We start from the raw sequence: 22,777 nt of genomic DNA, 5'->3' as shown, positions 1-22,777 counted from the left end.
TTGTTCGGTCAACATAACGCTGCTGCTGAACGGGATGTTCTCCTGCATGAACTCCAGGGCATTTCGCTTCAAGACATTTCCTTGGAGTTTCATCATACGACAACACCCGTTCGGGCGCTGGATGGTATTCAGTTGCGTATGAAAAAGAACGAGTTTGTCTGTGTATTGGGACCTTCAGGCTGCGGCAAATCTTCACTGCTCCATATTATCGCAGGTTATGTCAAGCCGACTACCGGGACGGTCCATATCGACGGCACGGAACATAACAAACCGGATTCAAAGGTGGGCGTGGTTTTCCAGCATGCCAACCTGTTCCCCTGGCTCTCCATATCGGGCAACATTGAATTCGGCCTGAAGATGGGTAAAGTCCGGAAGGCGGAGCGTAAGCTTAGAGTCAAACAATACTTACAGCTTGTAGGATTGGATCACTATGCATCCTTGCTTCCACACCAATTATCCGGGGGGATGAAGCAGCGTGCGGCGATCGCTCGTACGCTAGCTACTGAGCCCGACATTATTTTGCTGGATGAACCGTTCAGCGCGCTGGATGCGTTAACCCGGGAATCGATGCAGCAGCATATGCGCGAGATATGGAGACAAACGCAAAAATGCCTGTTTTTTATAACGCATGATGTGGATGAAGCACTTCTGCTGGCTAGCCGCATTATTATCATGCACCCTAGTCCAGGCCGAATTGTGCAAGACTTTGACAATCCGCTTCATTTGAAATTCGCGGACGAATCTTTTGAACATATTCGGTCCACGAGGGAATTCGCGGAACTGCGAACATTTCTGTTCACACAAATAGCTTCGCATATAAAGAAATAACTACCATTAGAAGAGGAGAGCTCATAGATGGAAATGTTTTGGTATTTACCGACGATGGGAGACGGCAGATTTTTGGGAACAACGGAAGGCGCCAGAGTTACCGACCTGTCCTATTTTCGCCAAATCGCGCAAGCTGTTGATCGGCTGGGCTACACAGGAATGCTCGTGCCTACCGGTCATGCCTGCGAAGACGGTTGGGTCGTGGCATCAGCACTTTTTCCCGTTACGGAGAGATTAAAGTTTCTTGTGGCGGTAAGACCTGGCGGTGTATCGGTTAGTATTGCGGCACGAATGGCTGCTTCTTTCGAACGATTCTCTTCGGGCCGTCTGCTCATTAACGTCGTAACGGGAGGGGACCCGGTGGAAATGGCCGGTGACGGAATTTTCTTGGCGCACGCCGAAAGATATGAGGCAACCGATGAGTTCCTGACCGTCTGGAAACGACTCATGACAGGTGAGGAAGTGACCTTCACCGGCAAGCATATTCGTGTCGAAAGGGCCAAGCTGTTGTTCCCTCCGTTAGACCATAAGTCGCCGCCATTATTCATTGGAGCTTCTTCCCCGGCTGGGCATAGAGTCGCTGCCAAGCATATAGATACCTATTTAACGTGGGCGGAACCGCCAGACATGGTGGCCGAGAAGATCAAAGATGTGAAGGCGCTTGCAGCTCAGCAGAATAGAGAAATCCGGATCGGGCTTCGCGTGCAAATCATTGTCCGGGATACGGCTGAGGAAGCATGGTCAGAGGCGCATAAGCTCATTCAGTATGTGACGGATGAAGACATCGCCGCAGCGCAACAAACGTTTGACCGTTTTGATTCCGTCGGGCAGCAGCGAATGACCCGCTTGGTTCGAGAGAACGCGGACCGGCTGGAGATTAGTCCTAATCTTTGGGCGGGAATTGGTCAAGTTCGGGGAGGGGTTGGGACTGCGCTGGTCGGAGATCCTGATTCCGTTGCGAAGCGTTTGCTTGAATATCGGGAATTGGGAATCGATACGTTCATCTTGTCAGGATATCCGCATTTAGAAGAAGCTTATCGGATTGCGGACTTGTTATTCCCAAGACTTCCGGTGTCCTACCCGAAGCGTCCGGCCGATGTCACCTTGCAGCCTATGGGTGAAATATTAGCTGAAAATATATTGCCCAAGCAGCTTCTTCCGGACAAACATTAATTCGGAGCCATCTAGTCAGTACAGAGGAATACTACCCATTATCAATTGTTACGACTTCCATCCTTGTATGGACCGGATCACCGGAGATGCAGCCTCTAATCCTTGCTGATTAGAGAACTGCAATCTCCTTTTTTTATTTTCATTCGGCATATGTGAATTTCATTTCACATTGGAATAATAGGAATAATGCTTGAGAATCATTTCAAGGGATGTTATTATCTATTATAGATAATAAATTACTCAAGTTTCGCACCTTGAAAAACACGCTTAGATGTTGCTGTTATTGAAGTTTCACCATAAAATTAGCAATCTTGACAAAAAAACACCTTTCACGTTTGGTAAAATGGAAATTGTCCAGATAACCATCCCAAACAGAAAGGTGCGTAATCTCATGTTACACCACAACTCCCTGTCTGAAAAGAGTGAAGAACGCTTTTCAACCCTGTTTTCTACTTTGAAAATAGGACATTTTCTTCGTCAAGCTGGCATCCATAAATCGTTCGGCCTTCCCGCTTTTGCTGTTTTCCAGCTCATCTTCACGCTAGTTTTTCAGCAACGAAGTTGGTCCCGCTTACTTGAAAGCAATCGTTCTTCACTCCCGGGTAAAGATGTCGTCTATCGTTTTTTGAATCATCCCAGTTTTGCTTGGCGTCGGTTCTTTCACATGCTTAGTCTGAAAATCATTGAACATTTTGAGTCTCTTACTTACTTCCTCCTCACGGGTTCGCGCATTCATCGTTGACGACTCCGTCATGAAGCGGAATCGTTGTAAAAAAGCAGAATTGCTGGCACGGGTTCATAACCACACTACAGGTCGTTTCGTGCGTGGTTACAACATGCTGACTCTCGGCTGGTCAGTTTTGCTCCCATCGATTTCGTCATGCTCAGTTCTGCTAAAATGTCCAATCGTTTCTGCGAAATGAAGGAACAGTTGTCCAAACGTACGCAAGGCTACAAGCGGCGTCTTGAGGCGTTTTCTCGCAAGCCCGATGCGGTCGTAGCTATGCTGGATCGTGCGATTCAGGCTGGATTTGCGGCCGACTTCGTCTTGATGGATAGCTGGTTCACCCAAGCCCCATTGCTGCGCAGTTTGATGTCTAAAGGCTTACATGTCATTGGCATGATCAAGGATATGAAACAGCGCTACCGAGTAGGCGACAGGCGAATGTCCCTGAAGGAACTACATGCGAAGCTTCCTCGATCCTCCAAGTCGGAGATCTTGGGCTCGATCATCACCCGAACCGACTGTGGGTTGCCCATCAAGTTAGTTTTCGTCCAAAACCGAAATTGCCGCAGAGAATGGCTGGCTATTTTGAGTACGGATATCGAACTGTCGGATGCAGAAATTGTCCGTATTTACGGAATAAGATGGAGCATTGAAACGTTCTTCAAGTTCACCAAATCTTACTTGAAGCTGGGAACCGAGTTTCAGGGTCGCTCTTTTGACATGTTGATCAGCCACACCACCATTGTCTTTACTCGCTATCTGTTGATGGAATGGGAGCGACGCGATCATCAGGATCAACGTTCATTGGGCGGGTTGTTTTTTCTGTTTTCGGATGAAGTCCGTGATCTGGATTTGAAAGCAGCGTTACAACAAATCGTCAGCTTTTTCCTTGAGCTTGCCCAAACGAAGACCAAACAGGAGAAGTCTGCCGTTTTAAGTCAAGTCCAGCAATGGATTTCAGGTTTGCCCAGCTACATCAAGGCTTTAGTTCCAAATTTGAGCTGCGAAACTTGAGTAAATTATCACTATATGACTATATTTAAGGAGGTATTTCGATGAGCATTCCGTCCGTTGGAGAGCCGTCTTGTCAAGCAGTCGACCCTGTCAAGAAAAACATCATGATTGAAACGAATCCAAGATGGGTTCGCGTCCGTGTTGCGGTGAGACAATCGCGGATAGTAAAGGCGTACTGACGCTTCATGAGCGAGGCCATCTTCCCGTGTATTATTTTCCTGAGTCGGATGTGCGCAAGGATTTGCTTATGCCAAGTTTGCATACCACTCATTGCCCGCTGAAGGGAGACGCCTCTTATTGGAACATACAGGCAGGAGACAGGGTTATTGACAACGCCGTATGGAGCTATCAACAACCACGGCCTGAAAGCGAAGCGATACGTGGGTATCTGGCCTTTTATTGGAACAAGGTCGATACATGGCTGGAGGAAGAGGAAGAAGTTTTTGTGCATCCCCGAGATCCGTACAAACGAGTGGATGCGGTCTCCAGCTCGCGGCACATTCAAATCGTATTGAACGATAAGCGCTTAAAGAGAGATCGATCCAAGCGGTGGTTGAGGCCGCCGAACACGTATCGCGGAAGATGGGGAAGCTATAAGAATAAGACAAGACACATGTCGGTCTCTTCAGACTATCGAGAAAGTCTCGATAGTCTTTTTTTGACTCTGTATTTATTCGAACATGGAATAATATGAAGGGATTTTGGAAAAATTATCAAATGGTTGAACTGTAAGGGGGGATGAGGCATGTTTCCAAAGTTTCTAAAGATGAAAAAAAGAAAACAGATCGTGCCGAAATCCAGGAAATTGAAGATTTGCAACCCTTTCAAAATCAGTCTTTGCACAATGATTTAACTAGGAATATGGAAACCATCAAATCCGAGATGGGGAACAGTCATGATGTCATCATCCGGGAATTTCAGGTAGCCGGAAAATTTCGCGCCGCGGCTGCATTTACGGATGGTTTATGTGACCAAAAGATTATCTCTGATTTTGTTATGGAAAGGTTAATGCGTTTACAAGATGAGGCATTCAACATGGACCCCGATATAGATGCTGAGCAGGCATTCCAGATCATAAAAGAACAACTGCTAACTTCCGGGGATGTAAAAGAAGTATCCAATTGGAAGCATCTCTTTCTCGGGATGTTATCCGGAGATTCGGTACTGCTTTTCAACGGTTGTAACAAAGCGATTGCCGTCGCAACCAAGGGAGGCGAAAATCGGGGCGTCACCGAACCGTCCACACAAACGGTCATCCGGGGTCCGAAAGAGGCTTTTTCGGAATCCATTCGTACCAATACTTCATTGATTCGAAGAAAAATAAGGAGCCCCAAATTGTGGCTCGAAGAAAGAATCATTGGTGATGTGACTCTAACCCAAGTCGGAGTCATGTATATCAAAGGAATCGCCAATGACGAAATCGTGCAGGAAGTAAGAAATCGTTTGGGACGAATTAAAATTGATGGAATACTGGAATCCGGATATATTGAAGACTTGATTCAAGATGGAATATGGACTCCGTTCCCAACGGTTTTCAATAGCGAAAGACCTGATGTTATAGCTGCCGGCTTACTTGAAGGAAGGGTGGCCATTCTGGTCGACGGAACACCTTTCGTGTTGCTCGTTCCGGTCATGTTCAACAGCTTTTTACAGTCAGCAGAAGACTACTATCAACGTTTTGATTTCGGTAATTTTTTGCGAATTTTGCGGTTTGTTTCTTTGTTAATTGCACTGCTCCTTCCTTCGCTATATGTTGCGGTCTCAACTTACCATCAAGAAATGTTACCCACAACCTTAATGCTGCATTTAGCGGCCCAGCGAGAAGGAGTCCCTTTCCCGCCTATCATCGAAGCTTTTATGATGGAGATCGTATTTGAAGTTCTGCGTGAAGCCGGGGTCAGGATGCCGAGTGCAGTAGGAAACACCATCTCGATTGTAGGCGCATTGGTCATTGGTCAAGCCGCTGTGGAAGCCGGCATCGTTTCGCCAGCCATGGTTATCGTCGTTTCGTTCACCGCCATCACAAATTTTGTTATTCCTTCCATTAGTCTGGCAATTGCCATACGATTGTTGCGTTTTGGCATTTTAATTCTTGCCGGCACTTTGGGGATGTACGGGATTGCTGTTGGCTTATTGCTTCTTGTGGTACATTTATCCAGCTTAAGGTCGTTTGGGGTTCCTTACTTAAAACCTTTTGCTCCGTTTATGCTCAAAGAACAAAAGGATGCGTTATTTCGTTTTCCGTTTTGGGCTATGAAAACGCATCCGCTTCCGATTAGCGAAGATTTTATGCAACAAGGTCATGATCAGAAGCCAAACCATCCGCCGGGGGATAAACCCAGACATGATGAATAATGTGATGCGAAAGAAAATGTTTGTTTGTATATGGATACTGCTGCTCTTCATTCCTTTGGGGGGATGCTGGGATATCAAATATTTGGATGAACTTTCGACGGTTATTGCCATGGGCATGGATACAAGCGAAGGCCAGGATATTCAACTTACAGTCCAAGTCGTGAACCCCGCTGAAGTTTCAACAGGAGGAGGCAAGGGCGGGGGAGGCAGCTCAAGCTCCGTTACCACATATAGCGAAACAGGGCGGACGGTTTTTGAAGCCATACGAAAAATTGCCAATAAAACCTCAAGAAGATTATATTTTGCGCATAATCAAGTGCTTGTAATTGGAGAGGATTTAGCGCGAAAAGGAGTAACTCCCTTATTTGATCTTATTGAAAGGGATCCGGAAGTTCGTACAGATTTTTATGTTCTTGTTGCTAAAGGTGCAAAAGCTTCCGATCTTTTGAAAATTAAAACACCGATAGAAAAGATCCCCGGAACAAAAATGCGCGAATCCGTTGAGAACGCCGAACAAATTTTGGGAACCTCCTATCGTATGAGTATCAAAGAGATGATCGCAAACATCAATTCCGGAAAAAAAGAAATATCAATGGGAAGTATTGAAATTATCGGGGATATAAAAAAGGGCGGCAATAATAAAAACGTTGAAAAAATCAATCCTTCAGCGAGTTTAAAATTAAACGGCATGGCCGTGTTCAAGAATCAAACGCTGGTTGATTTTTTAGATCCTAAGGAATCGAGGGGATCGGCATGGATTCAGGATAAAGTGAAAAGTACGGTCATCAACGTTTCTTGTAAGAAAGAAAGCGACATTGCTGTTGAAGTCGTACATTCCACCACAAGCATGAAGGGGAAGTTTCAACAGGGACAACCATCTATTGTTATCCATGTAAAGCAGGAAGCGAATATAGCGGAGATATTATGCTCAGACATGGATCTAACCGATAAAGAAACTTTTGCTCAAATCGGCAAGGAAACGGAAGCACAAATCAAAAAAGAGATGCTGGATGCGGTGAAAAAAGCGAAAAAATTGAAAACGGATATATTCGGTTTTGCTGATGCTGTATATAAGGCGAATCCGGCTTATTGGAAAAAAAACATGAACAATTGGGCGTACATTTTCTCAAAGATCCCTGTCCATATTGAAGTCGATACAGAAATAAGAAGAGAAGGATTAAGATATAAATCCTATTTTGGAAATGACCGTAGGGAGAAAAAGGAGTAGGAAAACATGCTCGCAGTAATTGGAGTACTTGCAGCCGGAGCCCTTATTTTTTTGTGGGAAGGGAGATCGTTATTTAAGCAGAAAATGAAAAAAGAGATGATCATTTTTTCATCGGTATTGCTATTGGCGGTGATCCTTTATATCGGCGTAGTTCTTGATCTTCCCATCCCATCTCCAACCAAAGCGATTGGAACACTGTTGGAGCCCATTGTTAAACCAATTGTTCTTTGGACCGAAGGAGAGGATTTTCATGATGGATAACGGAAAGATTTCACCCTTGCAATTGGGTGTTGCTGTTCTCATGTTTACATTAGGAAGTACGGCTTTAGTCATGCCCTCCATTATCGTTTCAATTGCGAAACAAGACGCGTGGATTTCCATTCTTTTGTGCATCACCGTGATTATTTGGTTCGTGTTATTATGGAATCGCTTATCCATGAGATACCCTAATGAATCCATCGTCCAATATAGTGAACGAATTCTGGGCAAATGGTTAGGTAAAATGGTTGGTGTCATGTATGTATCGTTCTTTTTATACCTAAGTGCGCTGGTACTTAGAAACGTAGGGGATTTTGTTACAACGAATGTATTGCCGCAAACACCCACACACGTTGTTCACATCATTTTTATGCTTTCTATCATGTATGGCGCATATTTGGGACTCGAGGTGATTACAAGGTCGAGTGAAGTATTATTTCCTTGGGTGATCATCATCTTTTTTATGACCACACTGATGCTGTTAAAGAACATCGATTTGTCTAATTTATTACCCATACTCCCTGATGGATGGCTAATACCAGTCAAAGGCATATACCCTTTTTTGGGATTTCCAATTAGTGAGCTGGTTGTTTTTTTGATCATTTTTCCATTCGTTATCCAACAAAGAAAAATAAAGAGGTATTTCACCTTATTTGCAATATTCGCCACTATATTCGGCACTTTGATCGTTGTTATTTCAATAGCGGTTTTAGGAGTGGACATTGCTGCGAGAAGTATCTTTACCGTATTTGATGTTGCCAAAGAAATAAGGGTCGGTAATTTTTTTGAGCGAGTAGAAGTTTTGGTTGCGATTATTTGGATTATGACTATTTTTGTCAAATTAATATTTTGTTTTTATGCCGCTAATCTTGCGTCAGCTCAGCTTTTCAAATTGAAAAACTATCGTATCACCATTCTTCCCTATGGATTATTCGTTATCGCCTTGTCCATGCTCGTTTATCATAATACGGCTGAAATCAGATGGTTTACTATGGGAGCCTATCCACTATACAGTTTGCTCCACGGATTCTGTATACCTGCGATTTTATTGTTAATCTCAACCATTCGGAATGTGAAATAAAGGCAATACAAGTCTCGAGCCAAAGCATGCTGTCGTGAAAAAACCGTTATGTCTCGCAACTTTCCCCGCAACAGCTGCGTTTACAGGGTAACTGCTTAAGAAGATTGGCAGCGGTTACGATGCGAATTCGAGAGGGAGAGAAGAGCTATGCTGCAAAGATTGAAAGCTGACCATCGTCGACTGGTTGATCGTCAAGGTCCGGCCGGCTCGCTGCGCAAGCTGTTCGCCGCGGCGGCAATTGCTGTATTAACGGCAGGTTTGCTGCCGATGCAGCAAGCGGATGCGAAAGCTGCGGACGGAACAACCATCATCGGTGACGATGTCGGCGACGTGCTGGCGACCGATATTAAAGCATACGTCCAGGGCAAACCCATTCGCTCAATGAATATTGACGGGTACACCGCTGTTGTTGCCGAGGATTTGCGGCAATACGGCTTTGACGTCGTATGGACGCCTGCGGATCGTAAGGTGACCATTTACAACCGTCCGGCCAAAACGTTGGAGGCGCCGCCGATAGAGCAGGAAGCTGCTCTTCCTGTGGGCATGAAGCTCAGCGATGTGCTCTATACCGATATCCGAACCTACTATGGGGATCAGGAAATTCCGTCGTACAACTTAAACGGACGGACTGCGATTCGGTTAAACGACCTGGATCGCATGGGAGTGGTGGAATGGGATGAACGAGCAAAGACTATCTCATTCACGCCGGCTAAAAGCGAGTCGCCGGGATACCCGCCGATGGAAAACGCGCCTCTGGTTCTTCGCGAGGTGAACTCCATCGAACTGAAGGATATTGTGATTGGCAACGATACTGTTGTATACCAGGGCCAAACGATTGGCAAAATCGTAGACGGAAGTCCGATGATTTCGCTTGCTTTTATGGGGGAAGCCTTAGGGTATGATCGAACCAGTCCGGGTTCGCACTCGGGCTGCGGCCAAGTGACGCTCTGTTTATACAACGGCATATTCGGCATGATGGCGCATGCACCTAACGTAACCGCTTATCCCGAGCATCCATTAGATATCCAATTGTATGGGTCGGGCGGGCAAAGGGGCAGGTTTCCTGTGAAAGCCGTGCCTGCCGACGCTGACTCCGACGTGCTCGTTAGTGAACGCGATCTTCAGCAGCTGTTTGGCTATAACTCTCAATGGAATCCGGATACAAAGAAGCTCGATATCCTGTATGTCGACTACAAAGTCGATGACTACGGATTGCCTGCAGATTATCGAAACTATTATTATGCTCCTAATGCTGTTGGATACATGACGGGTACCGTCAGTCAATTTCCTGAACTCAGGATACTTGACAGGAGAAGTATCGATCGAACGTCCCGCGCCAGCTCGATCGGTTTGATCGGTGAAGCCGGGGCCTATGATTACGGAGGTCGGAAAGGTTTATCCAAATATCAATTTCAAACGGAGCTTAGGTTCGATATCGGCTCCTACGGTTATGACCTTGACTTGAAGGTCGGTCAACGCATCTTATTCAGCTCAGAGCTTGAGTTCAATTTGACTCCGGAAACAGCCGATCCCGTCATTGACTACCCCGATCCAACCGGATTCGGGGAAATAAGCCGAATCAGCTTCGATCAGCCGGCACAAGGCTATACGGAAACGGAAGCGGCTGAGGTTGTCTTCAGCGGGACTGCGTCTAAGCGAGTCGGATCGGGACTTACCGTTCTAGTGGAACGGCAAGTATATGGAGGCGGTTATGAACTGGATAAGAAGTTTGAGGTTCCGTTCGAGGGAGACCGCTTCTCGTTCACCGTGGATACGTTAGACGATTACCGGTATTTGACGAAGGTTACCGTCAGGAGCCAGGTGTCTTACCCGCGCGGCACCTATGAAATGGATGTGGCGAGATTTTATTTGAAAAAGCCTGGACCACAGCCCTAATCAACGGGTTAACAAACAACAGTTCGTACGGCGAGGGTGTCTATACGGCTTGACGGAACCCGCGGTTACGTGCTAATCGCCACTCTAAAGGTTAATTATAGCTTCATCAAGACAACCCAAGCAGGCGCCGCGGCGACCTGCTTTTTTCATTGAGGCGGGTAGCAGAGCGGAAAAGTTTGGATAACTTCACAGCTTTACATCTCGTTCCATCTCCTTTGAAATCCCCCTGGCTTTTTTAGAAATTCATCTCCATTCGTAACCGCTGCACTTCTTCTTCCAGGCTAAATCCTTGGCTCTTTGGCCTCCTTTTCCGGCCCCTTGGGCTCTTCCGCACGATACGTTCACACTCTCCTTCAAAATCTATATTTATAATTTTCATCCAAATTGGGAATGTTTTAACTGTTATAAACTTAACAGCTACAGAGTCAGTACCTTATACAAATAACTTCTTTAACATGGTTAATTTCTGACTTTCTTTAGGAGGATCTATGAATCTGCATACGGAACAACTCCGACAAAAAGCTCATGAACTTGCACTGACCCATGAACCATATCTTAGACGGCGGCCATCGAAGCGTCGTCTATGGCGGAATTTTACTACGGACATCGAGAATTTGCGCGCGTTCGTACGCTCCTTGCAAGGACGTCGCTCAAGCTGCTCGCAGCCAGCGGAAGAATGGTTCCTCGATCACGCGGAGTTCATTGAGGAGCAGGGGTTAGTCGTTCAAAACCAGCTTACCGGAAACTTTTTGCAGCATTTGCCGCACCTGCGCAAGACCGGTGAGCCACGGATACTTTCGATCTGTGCCGATTATCTTAACCATATGGATGGGAACCTGAACGAGAACTCTTTTGTTTCCTATATCAATTTTTATCAGGAAGTATCGGTTTTGACGATTGCCGAAACGTGGGCGATCCCGCTTATCGTACGGATTGCCTTGGTACGGCGGCTGGCAGAAGTCATGGAACTGATTCGCGAACGGCAGGAGGTGTGTTCTCTGGTCGAAAGGCTGCTGGAGCGAATAGAGCCGTCGAAGCTAAATCCCGAAGCGCTTAGGGCTGCACTTGAACAAGCAGGTCAGGATATGCCGCTCTCCGGTCCGATGATCGTCCACCTGGTCAGCCACCTGCGCGAATGGGCAGACGATTCAGCAACCATGCGTGAATGGCTGATGTGCAAATTGGAAAACGGTCCTGACAGCCTCGATCGAATCGTCTCCTATGAGTATCAGCTTCAAGCCGCCTATCAAGTGACTACAGGCAACGCCATCAGCAGTCTGAGAAAAATCACGCGCTCGGACTGGCGCGATCCGTTCGAACAAATTTGCCTGGTGGAGCACACGATGCGGCAAGAAAACGCCGGCGTCTATCCATTGCTTGATGATTCAAGCCGCGACGCGCTGCGAGCAAGCGTTGAGCAACTAGCCCGCCGCTTTCGTGTGCCGGAAAATCTGGTTGCCAAGCAGGTCGTCGAGCTAGCAGCGAAGGAGTATAACCAGGCGTGCGCGGAACGCGGACAGGCGTGCGCGGAACGCGGACAAGCCTTCGCAGATACTGCGAATGGTGCTGCGGAGGGGAATAGAACCGCAGGAAGTACGGCAGATTCAGACGTTATGCCTCGTCAAGCGTTTATCGCTTATTACCTGCTCGAACCGAGTGGCGTCAAAGAGCTGCAACGCGCGCTGAAACAATGCAGCAGCCCCCGCCGTTTGCCGCAAATCGGGCTATGGCAACGAGCTACTCGCGTATATTTCACCCTGCTCACAGGATTGTTTGCATGTGCCCTTCTCGGATTCGCTGCGTGGATCGGTGGCGGTGCCAGCTATACGATGATCGAGTGGGCGGTGATTTTGCTCATGCTATCCGTACCCGTGAGTGAGTGGGCGGTGACGGCGACATACTGGATCATAGAATGCGCAAGGCAACCGCAGCCGCTGCTGCGCTATGATTTCTCGCATGAAATACCGGCTGAGGCGACCACGATGGTCGTCATTCCCGTTATCTGGTCAACCGTCGAACAAGTGCATGAAATGGCAGATCGACTGGAGCTTCATTATCTGGCCAACCGCGATTCGAATATTCACTTCGCCCTTCTGGGTGATTTTGTCGATGCCGACGCGGAGAGTCTTCCGCAGGATGCCGCAATTCTTGAAGCTGCTCGCACAAGTATTGAGAAGTTGAACCGTACTTACTCCCATACGGGCGGGAATAGTACGTTTCACCTCTTTCAACGCCGCAGGTTATGGAACCCGTCTGAGGGAGTATGGATGGGTTGGGAGCGCAAGCGGGGCAAATTGGTAGAGTTTGTCGAACTGCTACAAGGACAAGCAAATACGACTTACGACTTCGTAGTCGGGGACTCAAGCGTTCTTCCGAGCATCCGTTATATCATTACGCTCGACGCGGATACACAGCTTCCGATAGGCAGTGCTCAGCGGATGATCGGTACTTTGCATTTGCCATACAACCAGCCGAGGCTTAACCGCTCGCGGACACGGGTTGTCGAGGGCTACGGCGTGCTGCAGCCGCGCATTGGCATTAGCCACGAATCGTCCTTACGTTCGCGATTGGCCTATCTTTGGTCTGGTGACCCGGGAATCGATCCTTACGCGTTTGCCGTTTCCGATCCGTACCAGGACGGATTAGGGGAGGGTATCTTTACGGGTAAGGGGATATTCGATGTGAATGCATTCGCACAGGTTCTGTGTGAACGTATTCCTGAAAACCGGGTCCTAAGTCATGATTTGCTGGAAGGCGGCTTTTTGCGTGCCGGATTGCTGTCGGACATTGAATTGATTGATGACCAACCCGCTACGTTCAGCGCATATCAGAAGAGGCTGCACCGTTGGGTTCGTGGCGATTGGCAATTGCTCTCATGGCTCTTTCCCCGCATTTCCGACCGGCGGGGGAAGCGTTTGCCGGTCGATTTATCCGCTCTTACTCGCTGGCATTTGATAGATAACCTGCGGCGCAGTCTATTTCCGCCAGCATTGTTCGCTCTACTGCTGTTAGGCATGATCGTACTTCCCGGATCACCCGAACGGTGGTTTGTTTTTGGAGCAGCTACATTGGTTTTGCCGCTGATCCGGCAGCTCGTGGCGATTCGGCGAACCATTCGGCGTCCCCGAAGCTTGCTTTCGACGGCTTTGCAAATTATGGTTACCCTGTTGACTCTGCCGTTTCAAACCGTTCTGCTGCTCGACGCAATCGGTAGAACCTTATACCGGTTATTCGTATCAAAGCGTCATTTGCTTGAATGGGTCAGCTCTTCGGAAATTGAACGCCGCAACCGTGGAGGGCGGCATGTTACGCTTCTGGGGATGTACCAAGGATACGTGTTGGTGTTTGTCTTTGCGCTGGCAGCAGCGGCCAGCGGCAGTTCAGCGGCACGGTTGACAGGCTTAGCGCTCTGCGCGATATGGTTATTCGCTCCGCTTGCGATCCGCTGGTTGGACCTGCCAATACAACGGGCTGAGCGGAGGCTTGAACCGGATGAAGAGAAAGAGCTGCGGGCGCTGGCTAACCAGATTTGGACATTCTTCGAGGACTTTGTTACCGCAAAAGACCATTGGCTGCCGCCTGATAATGTTCAATTGGAACCACCCAATGGGATCGCACATCGAACTTCGCCTACCAATATCGGGCTTTTTCTTGCCTGCGCGCTTTCTGCACGGGATTTCGGATTTATCGATACGCCCGGGTTGGTTGAGCGTTTGGAGCGTACGATCGATACGGTTGAGCGCATGGATAAATGGAATGGCCATCTTTATAACTGGTACGATACGACCACTTTGGAACCATTACCTCCTCTGTACGTTTCAACGGTGGATTCCGGCAACTTCGTCGGCTATTTAATGACGGTCAAAGAGGGGTTGGCCGAGTGGCTCAAGACAGACTTCGAATCGAACGAAGGGCCGGAGTCGTATGTGAAGGATCGGGGCAAGGCGGAAGAAGCCTTAAATGTGGCATTCGCCGAGGAGTTGATGCCTTCACTGCAGGGTGAAGTTTCTGACAAGACCATAGGAGCGGCAGACGCAGGAGTTCGGGGTCATGGAGAGAGGGCGGACCGCGAAGCATCGGCAGACACTGCCTTAGAAAATTGGTTGGCACGCGGGCAAAATCTGATCGCCCGCATCGCGTTATTGATTAACGAGACAGACTTTCGTCCGCTTTACGATCACAAAACCAAACTTTTCACATTGGGGTACCATGCCGCGCTGCAGGAACGCGATAAGATCCTGTATGACCTGATGGCATCAGAGGCAAGGCAGGCAAGCTTTATTGCCATCGCCCTCGGTCAAGTGTCTGTAGCGCATTGGCGTGCGCTCGGACGGACAATGACGAAAGTCGGGAAGCGCGCCGCGCTGCTCTCTTGGTCCGGAACCATGTTTGAATATTTGATGCCTTGGCTCATGATGCGCACCTATCGGAACACCATCTGGGAGAGCACCTACCGTGCCGTGGTGGAGCGGCAAATCGACTACGCCCATGGACGGGGTGTTCCATTCGGTATTTCCGAATCCGGTTATTACGCGTTTGATTATCAGATGAACTATCAATACAGGGCGTTTGGAGTTCCCGGTCTCGGCTTCAAGAGCGGCCTGGAACAAGATTTGGTCGTGGCGCCGTATGCTGCCATTCTGGCTTTACCTTTCGCAAAGCGTCGAGGGCTTAAAGATTTGCGCAAAATGGAAGAGCTCGGCGCCCGCGGCAAATATGGCTACTATGAAGCCATCGATTTTACGTCTGAACGGATGCCGAACAATCAGACTTGCATGGTCATCCGAAGTTTTATGGCCCATCATCAAGGTATGAGTTTGCTTGCCCTGGCCAACATGCTGCTGCCGGTAAAGATGTACGAACGGTTTCACCGGGACAAGCGCGTGCAAGCGGCAGAACTGCTGCTGCAGGAACGTATTCCCGCGCGCCCCAAAATCATTAAACACCCTGCAATGGCACGCGAACCTGTACCTCATGCAAAGCCGGTTCAAAATGGCGCCCTGAGGGAATACCTTACCGCAGACACGCGTACTCCGGAGGTGTGTATTCTTTCCAACGGAACCTATACGACCGTGATGACGGGCAGCGGCGGCGGGTTCAGTCGATATGAAGGTCTGGCCGTCTCGCGTTGGCGGGAGGATCCGGTATTGGACGATTGGGGGAGCTACATCTATATCCGCGACGTTAACCGTGACGTGGTGTGGTCTCCGGCGTTTCAACCGTGCCGTGTTCCGTCCTCTGAACAACGCGTGCAGTTCTCGCTTGATCGGGCCACATTTATGCGCGCAGACGGAGACGTGCAGACAAGTCTTGAAGTCTGCGTGTCGCCCGAATGGAATGCGGAAGTTCGCCGATTGACACTCACCAATACGGGGAATGAGGCGAAGATCATGGAGGTCACAACGTTTCTTGAACTGACCTTGGCATCTCCTATAGCTGATGATGCGCATCCCGCCTTCAGCAAATTGTTTATCGAAACGGAATATGCGGGCGATGCCGAGTGTCTCCTCGCCCGGAGAAGGCCTCGTCAGGAAAGTGAGAAGCCCTTGTGGGCGGCGCATTCACTTATGGTGGAAGGACGAACACTCGGACCGGTGGAATACGAGACTGACCGGGCCAGCTTTATTGGCCGCGGGCATACAATCTCCCAGCCGAAGGGGATCCGTTCCCGCCTTCGTGGAACGGTGGGCTCTGTGGCTGATCCTGCCTTTATCATGCGTCGGCAGTTAAGCATCGAGCCCGGTGAACAAATTCAACTGTTTGCTGTCACCTGCGCTGCCGATTCGAAGGAGGAGGCGATCAGTCTCGTCCGCCGATTCCAAGAAAACCAAGTCGTGGAACGAACCTTTCAACTTGCATGGAATCGCAGTCAAATCGAGCTCAGGCATCTGCACATCACTGCCGCCGAGGCGACGGCCCTTCAAACCTTTGCAGGCCAGGTGCTGTATACGCCGCCGCTGAGGGAGGAGCGGATGGATAGAATCACTGCCAATATAAAAGGACAGTCCGGACTCTGGTCGTACGGAGTGTCCGGGGATCGCCCGATTATCCTTGTACGGATCGAGAATCGGGCCAATATGAAATTTATTGCCAAGCTTCTGATCGGACACGAGTATTTACGCCGCATGGGGTTACTTTTCGACATGGTCATTCTGAACGAATCGCCCGGGGGGTACCAGCAGGATTTGCAGGAAGCGCTGCGCAGCGCAGTAGAACACGGCATTGACCGGCATGGCGCAGGACATGGAGGCGTGTTCATCCTTAACGCTAATCAGCTTCCGGACGAGGATAAGACACTGCTGCTGGCAGCAGCCCGTCTTGTCCTTCGCGCGGGTGGCCCGAGTCTGAAGACGCAAATCAAGCTGCCGAGGCCGGAAAAAGAGTTGCCGGCTCCGCTGGAGGCGACAGCGCCGTTATCCAGGTTCGGGAACCCGCCTCCGGAGGACGTAGGCAATTTGCTGTTCTTCAACGGTTGGGGAGGATTTTCGCCCGATAGCCAGGAGTACCGGATCGTGCTCAAAAACGGCAATCATTTGCCCGCGCCATGGATCAATGTCATCGCCAATCCACGCTTTGGCTGCCTTGTTTCCGAGCTCGGTACGGGCTACACATGGTGGCGCAACAGCCGTGAGTGCAAACTGACGCCTTGGTCAAATGATCCTGTACTTGACCCGCCGGGCGAAATCTGTTATTTGCGGGACGAAGAGAGCGGTGAAACATGGACTACTACTCCGTCTACCGCACACACTGACCAATCCTATACGGTTTCGCACGGACGGGGATTCTCGAGGTTTCAACACGAGAGACACGGCGTCATGCAGGAAATGACCGTTTTTGTTCCGCTCCATGATCCGGTCAAGGTGATCAAATTGCGGCTGCAAAACAGGACTTCCGAGCGGAGACGCCTTTCCGTCACCTATTACGCTGAATGGGTGCTGGGTGTACGGCGTCAGGCGAACGCCTCCTTCATCGTTACGGAATGGAACGAATCGGCCCAAATGCTGCTGGCACGCAATGCCTATCAGGAATCATTTCGCGATGCGACAGCCTTTCTGGGTTTGTATCTACCACAGGAATCGTCAGAGGAGTCATTGAACACGGAATCCGGAGTGCAGCGGACCGATCCCGTCGGGCCACCTGATCTGTCCTGGACGGCAGACCGCAATGAATTTATCGGACGAAACGGTACGTATGAAAAACCCGCCGCACTCGGCCGCGAGCGCCTGTCGGGAACAACGGGACCACTTTATGACACCTGCGGGGCCGTGCAGACTAAGCTTACGCTGGAGCCTGGAGCCGAACAGACAGTCTACATTCTGCTTGGTTGCGAACATTCGCAGGATGCCGCCGTGAAACTGGCGAAATCCTACTGCCAAGCCGGTGTATGTGAGCAGTCATTCGCACACGTAGGGGAATTCTGGGATGATGTGTTGGACCAGATCTCGGTTTCTACACCATGCCCGGAGATGGATGTCCTGCTGAACGGATGGTTGATTTATCAGACGCTGAGCAGCAGAATGTGGGCCAGATCCGCCTTTTATCAAGCGGGAGGAGCATTCGGCTTTCGTGATCAGCTGCAGGATTCATTGGCGCTTCTGCATACCCGACCCGACCTTACACGGGCACAAATTTTGCTGCACGCAGCGCATCAATATGTGGAAGGTGATGTGCAGCACTGGTGGCATGAAGAAACGGAACGCGGCATCCGCACGTTTTTCTCCGACGATTTACTGTGGCTGCCGTATGCAGCCTCGCGGTACGCCGAACATACGGGGGATGACAGCTTATTTGAAGAGATAGCGCCGTTTCTTCATAGTGAACCGCTGCGCGAGGGAGAACATGAACGATACGAGCCGACACAAGTTTCTGAACAAAGCGGAACCATTTACGAGCACTGCTTGCGGGCAATCGACAAGGCCTTGCAGCGTTTCGGCGAACATGGGCTGCCGCTGATCGGAATCGGAGATTGGAACGACGGCATGAACCTTGTCGGCGCGAAAGGCCGCGGCGAGAGTGTATGGCTCGGTTGGTTTCTCTACGAAATTCTGGGTCGGTTCACGGATTTGTGCCGGGAGCGCGGTGATGTGCAGCGGTCAAACCGTTACCAGGATGTAAGGGACCGGCTCGTCTCTTCACTTGACGAGCATGCCTGGGATGGGCAGTGGTACCGTCGTGCCTTCACCGATGCCGGACAATGGCTCGGTTCTGTACACAATCAGGAATGCCGTATCGATGCTATCGCTCAGTCATGGTCGGTCATTTCCGGAGCGGCGCCAAGGAACAAGGCTCTGCAGGCGATGCAGTCATTTGATCGTGAACTTGTGGATCGGGAACTTTCCGTCGCACATCTTCTGATACCGCCGTTTGACCGTACGGACCCTAGTCCCGGTTACATTCAGGGTTATCCGCCCGGAATTCGCGAGAACGGGGCCCAGTACACACACGGTGTCATATGGAGCATCATCGCTTGGTGCCGTCTTGGGAACGGAGACAAGGCGTTTGAATTGTTTCACCTGTTAAATCCGCTAACGCACACGCGTACGCCAAATGAAGTACGGAAGTACGCCGGTGAACCCTACGTGATGTCGGCAGACGTTTACACGGCGGATCCTCACAAAGGACACGCCGGCTGGACTTGGTATACGGGTGCTGCGGGCTGGATGTATCAGGCTGGGATTGAATGGATTCTCGGACTTCGCAGACGTGGGGAACGGTTGTACATGAACCCGTGCATTCCTTGTGAATGGCCGGAGTTTTCCGTCCAATACCGTATTGGCGGGACGCGCTATCACATTACAGTCAACAATCCGTTGCATAAGTCCAGCGGAGTGACCGCTTTACAATTGGACGGACAAGAAATTGTCTTAATGGAGCACGAAGCAACAGACGGTTACTACGTTGAATTGTGCGACGATGGGCAAGTCCACCATGTCGTTGTGACGTTGTAGGTTCAGGGTATAGATTGGGCGGTCGTCGTCGGATGAAGTAAGGCATGCTGCTTTACGCCAGATGACCGCCGTAATCTGCACAGGTTGCGAATGGATTCGCGGAATTTTGGTTTCTTACACCCTCAGTGACAATAACCAGTTTTTTGAAAAAAGTTATTGATTATTTTGGAAGGGTATGTTAAATTTAAAGCGTTAACAGGATTGTATACAATATAACAAAGTTAAAGTGAATAAACGGATAAAATAGTATACAATTCAAAAAGTGGACTTGCGATATTTCGTCGTATTATACCGAATAATAATTATTTTATCGTAATTGTACACAATATCATAAATTGAAATCATAATAATCAACCGAATTACGTTAACGAGTTGAAACTCAAATGGAGTGTGCAAAAGTGAAGAAAGAAGCAATGGTTAACCATGATCAGGGCAATTCGAGGTTTATTGTGGTCTATGAAACATTAAAGAAAAAGATTATGGAAGGTGAGTTACCTTCAAATACTCCCTTAGTCGAAGAAAAATTGGCCAAGGAATTTCAGATGAGCAGGACGCCCATCAGGGAAGCGATCAGGCATCTGGTCCAGGATGGTTTGGTCGAATTTTTTCCGAGAAGGGGAGCTTTGGTTAAAGAAATTACGGTAAAAGATCTTGAGGATATATTTACCGTAAGAGAAGCTCTCGAAGGTATTAGCGCTAGAATTGCGGCAAGCGTGATAACGGAACAAAAGATTATTTTGCTGCATGAGGCACTAAAAAAAGCTGATCAAGAACTTGAAAACGGAGACAAGGATCAGTCTTTTGAACTCGGAAACACATTACATGAGATTGTCCTTGACGTTGCAAACAACAATAAGATCTTGACGATCGTTTCCGATTTTAAGAACCAAATTCAGAGATTTCATTATTTTTCATACCATATTCCTGGAAGATTGGAATTATCCAACAAGGAACATTGGGAAATATTTGAAGCTATTCAAGCCGGGGACGGTGAACTTGCGGAGCGCAGAATGAGGAAACATGTGAGGGGAACCAAAGAATCCATCCTATTTGCAGTGAAAAATAACATTCGAACCATATAAATGAACGGAGAATCGCAAGGCCGCATTGCCAATTCCCAACTCTTTTAGGAGGTACGATTATGAAAGTTAAAAATATTCAAACGTACATTTTACGAACGCCGTTAGGTAATGAACGCTTTTTCTCTTCCCAATGCTCTTTTCCTGAGAGAAATAGTTTAATAGTTAAAATTGAAACGGATGATGGGATTATTGGGTGGGGGGAGGGAGGGCAATATGGTCCTCCTGAACCAGTCGCAGCTGTTGTTAAACACGTCTTATCACCAAAATTAATAAATAAAGAGTTACAAAATCCGATTAGAATTTGGGAACAAAATTATGCAGATACGCGGGATTTTGGACAAAAAGGAACTTATATTGAAGCGTTAAGTGCAGTAGATATCGCTTTATGGGATATCTATGGTCAGATGTTAAATAAACCGGTGCATCACTTAATTGGAGGCTCCTTTCGAGAAAACGTATTTGCCTATGCAACAGGCTGTTACTACAGAGGCGAGGATGTTCTGAATTACAAAGATTCATTGCCTAAATTGGCTGAAGAAGCTCGTTCTTACGTCGATGCGGGTTTTCGGATTTTAAAAATGAAAGTAGGCCTGTTGTCAATAGAAGAGGATATAGAGAGGGTTAAAACCATTAGAGAGGCCATTGGTCCTAATACTTCCCTCTTGGTGGATTGTAATCATGCTTATAATGTGTTTACGGCAGTGAAAATGGCGAAGGAGCTTGAAAAATTCAATGTCATGTGGTTGGAAGAACCCGTTGTTCCAGAAGACCGGATTGGTTACCGCGAAGTTAGATCTTCAACAAACATTCCCATTGCGGGAGGAGAGTGCGAGTTCACCAGATTTGGTTTTAGAGATTTATTTTTAGGAGGCTGTGTAGATATAGCCCAACCGGATATTTGCGTTTCCGGAGGGTTTTCCGAATGGATGAAAATACAGGCACTGGCCTCAAGCTTCGGTGTAACGGTCATTCCACATGTATGGGGGTCAGGAATCGCCCTGGCGGCGGCTCTTCATGTATTAGCATCGATCCCGCCGAGTCCGCATACGGCAAATACCGTCCCGTTACAAAACGAACCTATAGTTGAGTACGATAGAAACCCTAATCCTCTCCGGGATGAGCTTTTAAAAACACCGATAACCTTACAAAATGGAAAAGTGCCGGTTCCTCAGAATCCTGGACTAGGAATTGAAGTCAATTTAGATGTGATCTCAAAATATGGAAGCGAATTTTAAAAAGGGGTACTCACATGTATAAAGTTAGCATTTTAAAAAATGCAGACTGGTTTGCCCCTGGTACTGTTATATATGATCATGCCTATGGGGTGCACGAGCCGGTAAAAATTTGTTTGGTTTGTTTTTTAATTGAAGGTCAAGGCCGAAAAATTATGGTTGATACAGGGATGGATGGGATTGATCAAACTTATACGGAGGAACATAAAGACCAGTTTGATCATTTGAGTCCAAGTAAAGATACAAATGCATTATTAAAGGAGGTTGGTACTTCTTGTGAGGAAATCGACACCGTTTTATTAACACATCTGCACTTTGATCATTACTGGAATGTAGAACAGTTTCCCCATGCGAATTTTATAGTAAATCGCAAAGAATGGTTTCACGTATTAGACCCGCAAAATCTGCCGATCAACCCTGTTAAGGCTTTTCCAAGAGAACCGTTAGCATATTTAGCCGGGGAAGCATTTGGACGTCTGACTTTAATTGATGATGAGTATGAAGTATGTCCAGGCATATCGATGCATTGGGTTGGCGGTCATTCGCCTGGTGGAATGGTAGTCAAAGTTGTAACCAATGAAGGTCCCGTTATTATTGTGGGGGATGCCTTTTATCTCTACGAGCAAATTGAAAACAACATCCCGATTGGATATTGTACGGACTATCGTGAGGTATTAGCCGGATATGAATGGTTGCGTAAACAAAACGCAACACTGTTACCCGCACATGATTATTCATTATTCCAAAAACATCCATCATTAACGATAGGGTAGGAAAATTTGCGAAAGGGATAACCTAATAACGTGTTTTTGTAAGCGGTTACAATACAGGTGACGAGATGGCATGGCCCATTCAATCCGACCTCTAAGGCGAACGACGGCAGGCGGCGAGCTACGGTAAAGTGTGAAATCGCGGAGCTCTTTAAAGGGGGTGGCAGTCATGTGACCGCTAGTCG

At 48.3% G+C, this 22,777-nt stretch carries 13 protein-coding genes and 1 pseudogene; all 14 read left to right on the top strand.

Annotated features, from left to right (window positions below; translation table 11 throughout):
• The 14 genes and pseudogenes from JMF85_RS17425 to JMF85_RS17360 all read left to right on the top strand — a co-directional run bounded on the left by JMF85_RS17425 (position 1) and on the right by JMF85_RS17360 (position 22,595).
• A complete protein-coding gene (locus tag JMF85_RS17425; RefSeq protein ID WP_236595894.1) occupies positions 1–828 on the top strand; it encodes an ABC transporter ATP-binding protein in 828 nt (275 codons plus the stop codon).
• 27 nt (positions 829–855) lie between these two features.
• On the top strand, positions 856–2,001 hold the full coding sequence (ssuD, locus tag JMF85_RS17420; RefSeq protein WP_201318620.1) for an FMNH2-dependent alkanesulfonate monooxygenase: 1,146 nt from the start codon (positions 856–858) through the stop codon (positions 1,999–2,001).
• A 391-nt stretch (positions 2,002–2,392) separates the two neighbouring features.
• A pseudogene (locus tag JMF85_RS17415) lies at positions 2,393–3,742 on the top strand (IS4 family transposase).
• 41 nt (positions 3,743–3,783) lie between these two features.
• The gene (locus JMF85_RS17410; RefSeq protein ID WP_201318675.1) at positions 3,784–3,921 is read left to right on the top strand and encodes a hypothetical protein; all 138 of its coding nucleotides are present in this window, start codon (positions 3,784–3,786) and stop codon (positions 3,919–3,921) included.
• Positions 3,867–4,436 carry a DUF427 domain-containing protein gene (locus JMF85_RS28665; RefSeq protein WP_141334675.1) on the top strand — a complete coding sequence of 190 codons (570 nt, stop codon included), beginning with the start codon at positions 3,867–3,869 and terminating at the stop codon, positions 4,434–4,436. The genes JMF85_RS17410 and JMF85_RS28665 overlap by 55 nt, the downstream gene beginning before the upstream one ends.
• Before the next feature lie 44 nt (positions 4,437–4,480).
• Complete coding sequence (locus JMF85_RS17400) at positions 4,481–6,097, top strand: spore germination protein (RefSeq protein ID WP_201318619.1); 1,617 nt, start codon at positions 4,481–4,483, stop codon at positions 6,095–6,097.
• Positions 6,087–7,325, top strand: a complete 1,239-nt coding sequence (locus tag JMF85_RS17395; protein ID WP_164751747.1) for a Ger(x)C family spore germination protein — start codon at positions 6,087–6,089, stop codon at positions 7,323–7,325. Before JMF85_RS17400 ends, JMF85_RS17395 begins: the two co-directional genes overlap by 11 nt.
• A 6-nt stretch (positions 7,326–7,331) precedes the next feature.
• Complete coding sequence (locus tag JMF85_RS17390) at positions 7,332–7,586, top strand: hypothetical protein (protein ID WP_127606014.1); 255 nt, start codon at positions 7,332–7,334, stop codon at positions 7,584–7,586.
• Positions 7,576–8,664: a GerAB/ArcD/ProY family transporter gene (locus JMF85_RS17385; protein WP_201318618.1), complete on the top strand. Its 1,089-nt coding sequence runs from the start codon at positions 7,576–7,578 to the stop codon at positions 8,662–8,664. The genes JMF85_RS17390 and JMF85_RS17385 overlap by 11 nt, the downstream gene beginning before the upstream one ends.
• 147 nt (positions 8,665–8,811) lie before the next feature.
• On the top strand, positions 8,812–10,560 hold the full coding sequence (locus JMF85_RS17380; RefSeq protein WP_201318617.1) for a stalk domain-containing protein: 1,749 nt from the start codon (positions 8,812–8,814) through the stop codon (positions 10,558–10,560).
• A 488-nt stretch (positions 10,561–11,048) separates the two neighbouring features.
• Positions 11,049–19,508: a glycoside hydrolase family 94 protein gene (locus JMF85_RS17375; RefSeq protein ID WP_201318616.1), complete on the top strand. Its 8,460-nt coding sequence runs from the start codon at positions 11,049–11,051 to the stop codon at positions 19,506–19,508.
• A gap of 398 nt (positions 19,509–19,906) precedes the next feature.
• Complete coding sequence (locus tag JMF85_RS17370) at positions 19,907–20,590, top strand: GntR family transcriptional regulator (protein ID WP_164751748.1); 684 nt, start codon at positions 19,907–19,909, stop codon at positions 20,588–20,590.
• A gap of 59 nt (positions 20,591–20,649) precedes the next feature.
• A complete protein-coding gene (locus tag JMF85_RS17365) occupies positions 20,650–21,825 on the top strand; it encodes a mandelate racemase/muconate lactonizing enzyme family protein (protein WP_054795518.1) in 1,176 nt (391 codons plus the stop codon).
• Between the two features lie 14 nt (positions 21,826–21,839).
• The gene (locus tag JMF85_RS17360) at positions 21,840–22,595 is read left to right on the top strand and encodes an N-acyl homoserine lactonase family protein (protein ID WP_127606024.1); all 756 of its coding nucleotides are present in this window, start codon (positions 21,840–21,842) and stop codon (positions 22,593–22,595) included.
• The last annotated feature ends 182 nt before the right edge of the window (positions 22,596–22,777 follow it).

The sequence above is a fragment of the Paenibacillus sp. EPM92 genome (assembly GCF_016586185.1).
Lineage (GTDB): Bacteria > Bacillota > Bacilli > Paenibacillales > NBRC-103111 > Paenibacillus_G > Paenibacillus_G validus.
The sequence above is the reverse complement of the archived record's forward strand: the minus strand, read 5'-3'. Positions and strand labels throughout refer to the sequence as shown.

Bases quoted from the DNA above. Each gene is read 5' to 3' on its own strand.
- ssuD (WP_201318620.1), top strand. From the start codon at position 856: ATGGAAATGTTTTGGTATTTACCGACGATGGGAGACGGCAGATTTTTG.
- JMF85_RS17410 (WP_201318675.1), top strand. From the start codon at position 3,784: ATGAGCATTCCGTCCGTTGGAGAGCCGTCTTGTCAAGCAGTCGACCCT.
- JMF85_RS28665 (WP_141334675.1), top strand. From the start codon at position 3,867: ATGGGTTCGCGTCCGTGTTGCGGTGAGACAATCGCGGATAGTAAAGGC.
- JMF85_RS17400 (WP_201318619.1), top strand. From the start codon at position 4,481: ATGAGGCATGTTTCCAAAGTTTCTAAAGATGAAAAAAAGAAAACAGAT.
- JMF85_RS17395 (WP_164751747.1), top strand. From the start codon at position 6,087: ATGATGAATAATGTGATGCGAAAGAAAATGTTTGTTTGTATATGGATA.
- JMF85_RS17390 (WP_127606014.1), top strand. From the start codon at position 7,332: ATGCTCGCAGTAATTGGAGTACTTGCAGCCGGAGCCCTTATTTTTTTG.
- JMF85_RS17385 (WP_201318618.1), top strand. From the start codon at position 7,576: ATGATGGATAACGGAAAGATTTCACCCTTGCAATTGGGTGTTGCTGTT.
- JMF85_RS17380 (WP_201318617.1), top strand. From the start codon at position 8,812: ATGCTGCAAAGATTGAAAGCTGACCATCGTCGACTGGTTGATCGTCAA.
- JMF85_RS17375 (WP_201318616.1), top strand. From the start codon at position 11,049: ATGAATCTGCATACGGAACAACTCCGACAAAAAGCTCATGAACTTGCA.
- JMF85_RS17365 (WP_054795518.1), top strand. From the start codon at position 20,650: ATGAAAGTTAAAAATATTCAAACGTACATTTTACGAACGCCGTTAGGT.
- JMF85_RS17360 (WP_127606024.1), top strand. From the start codon at position 21,840: ATGTATAAAGTTAGCATTTTAAAAAATGCAGACTGGTTTGCCCCTGGT.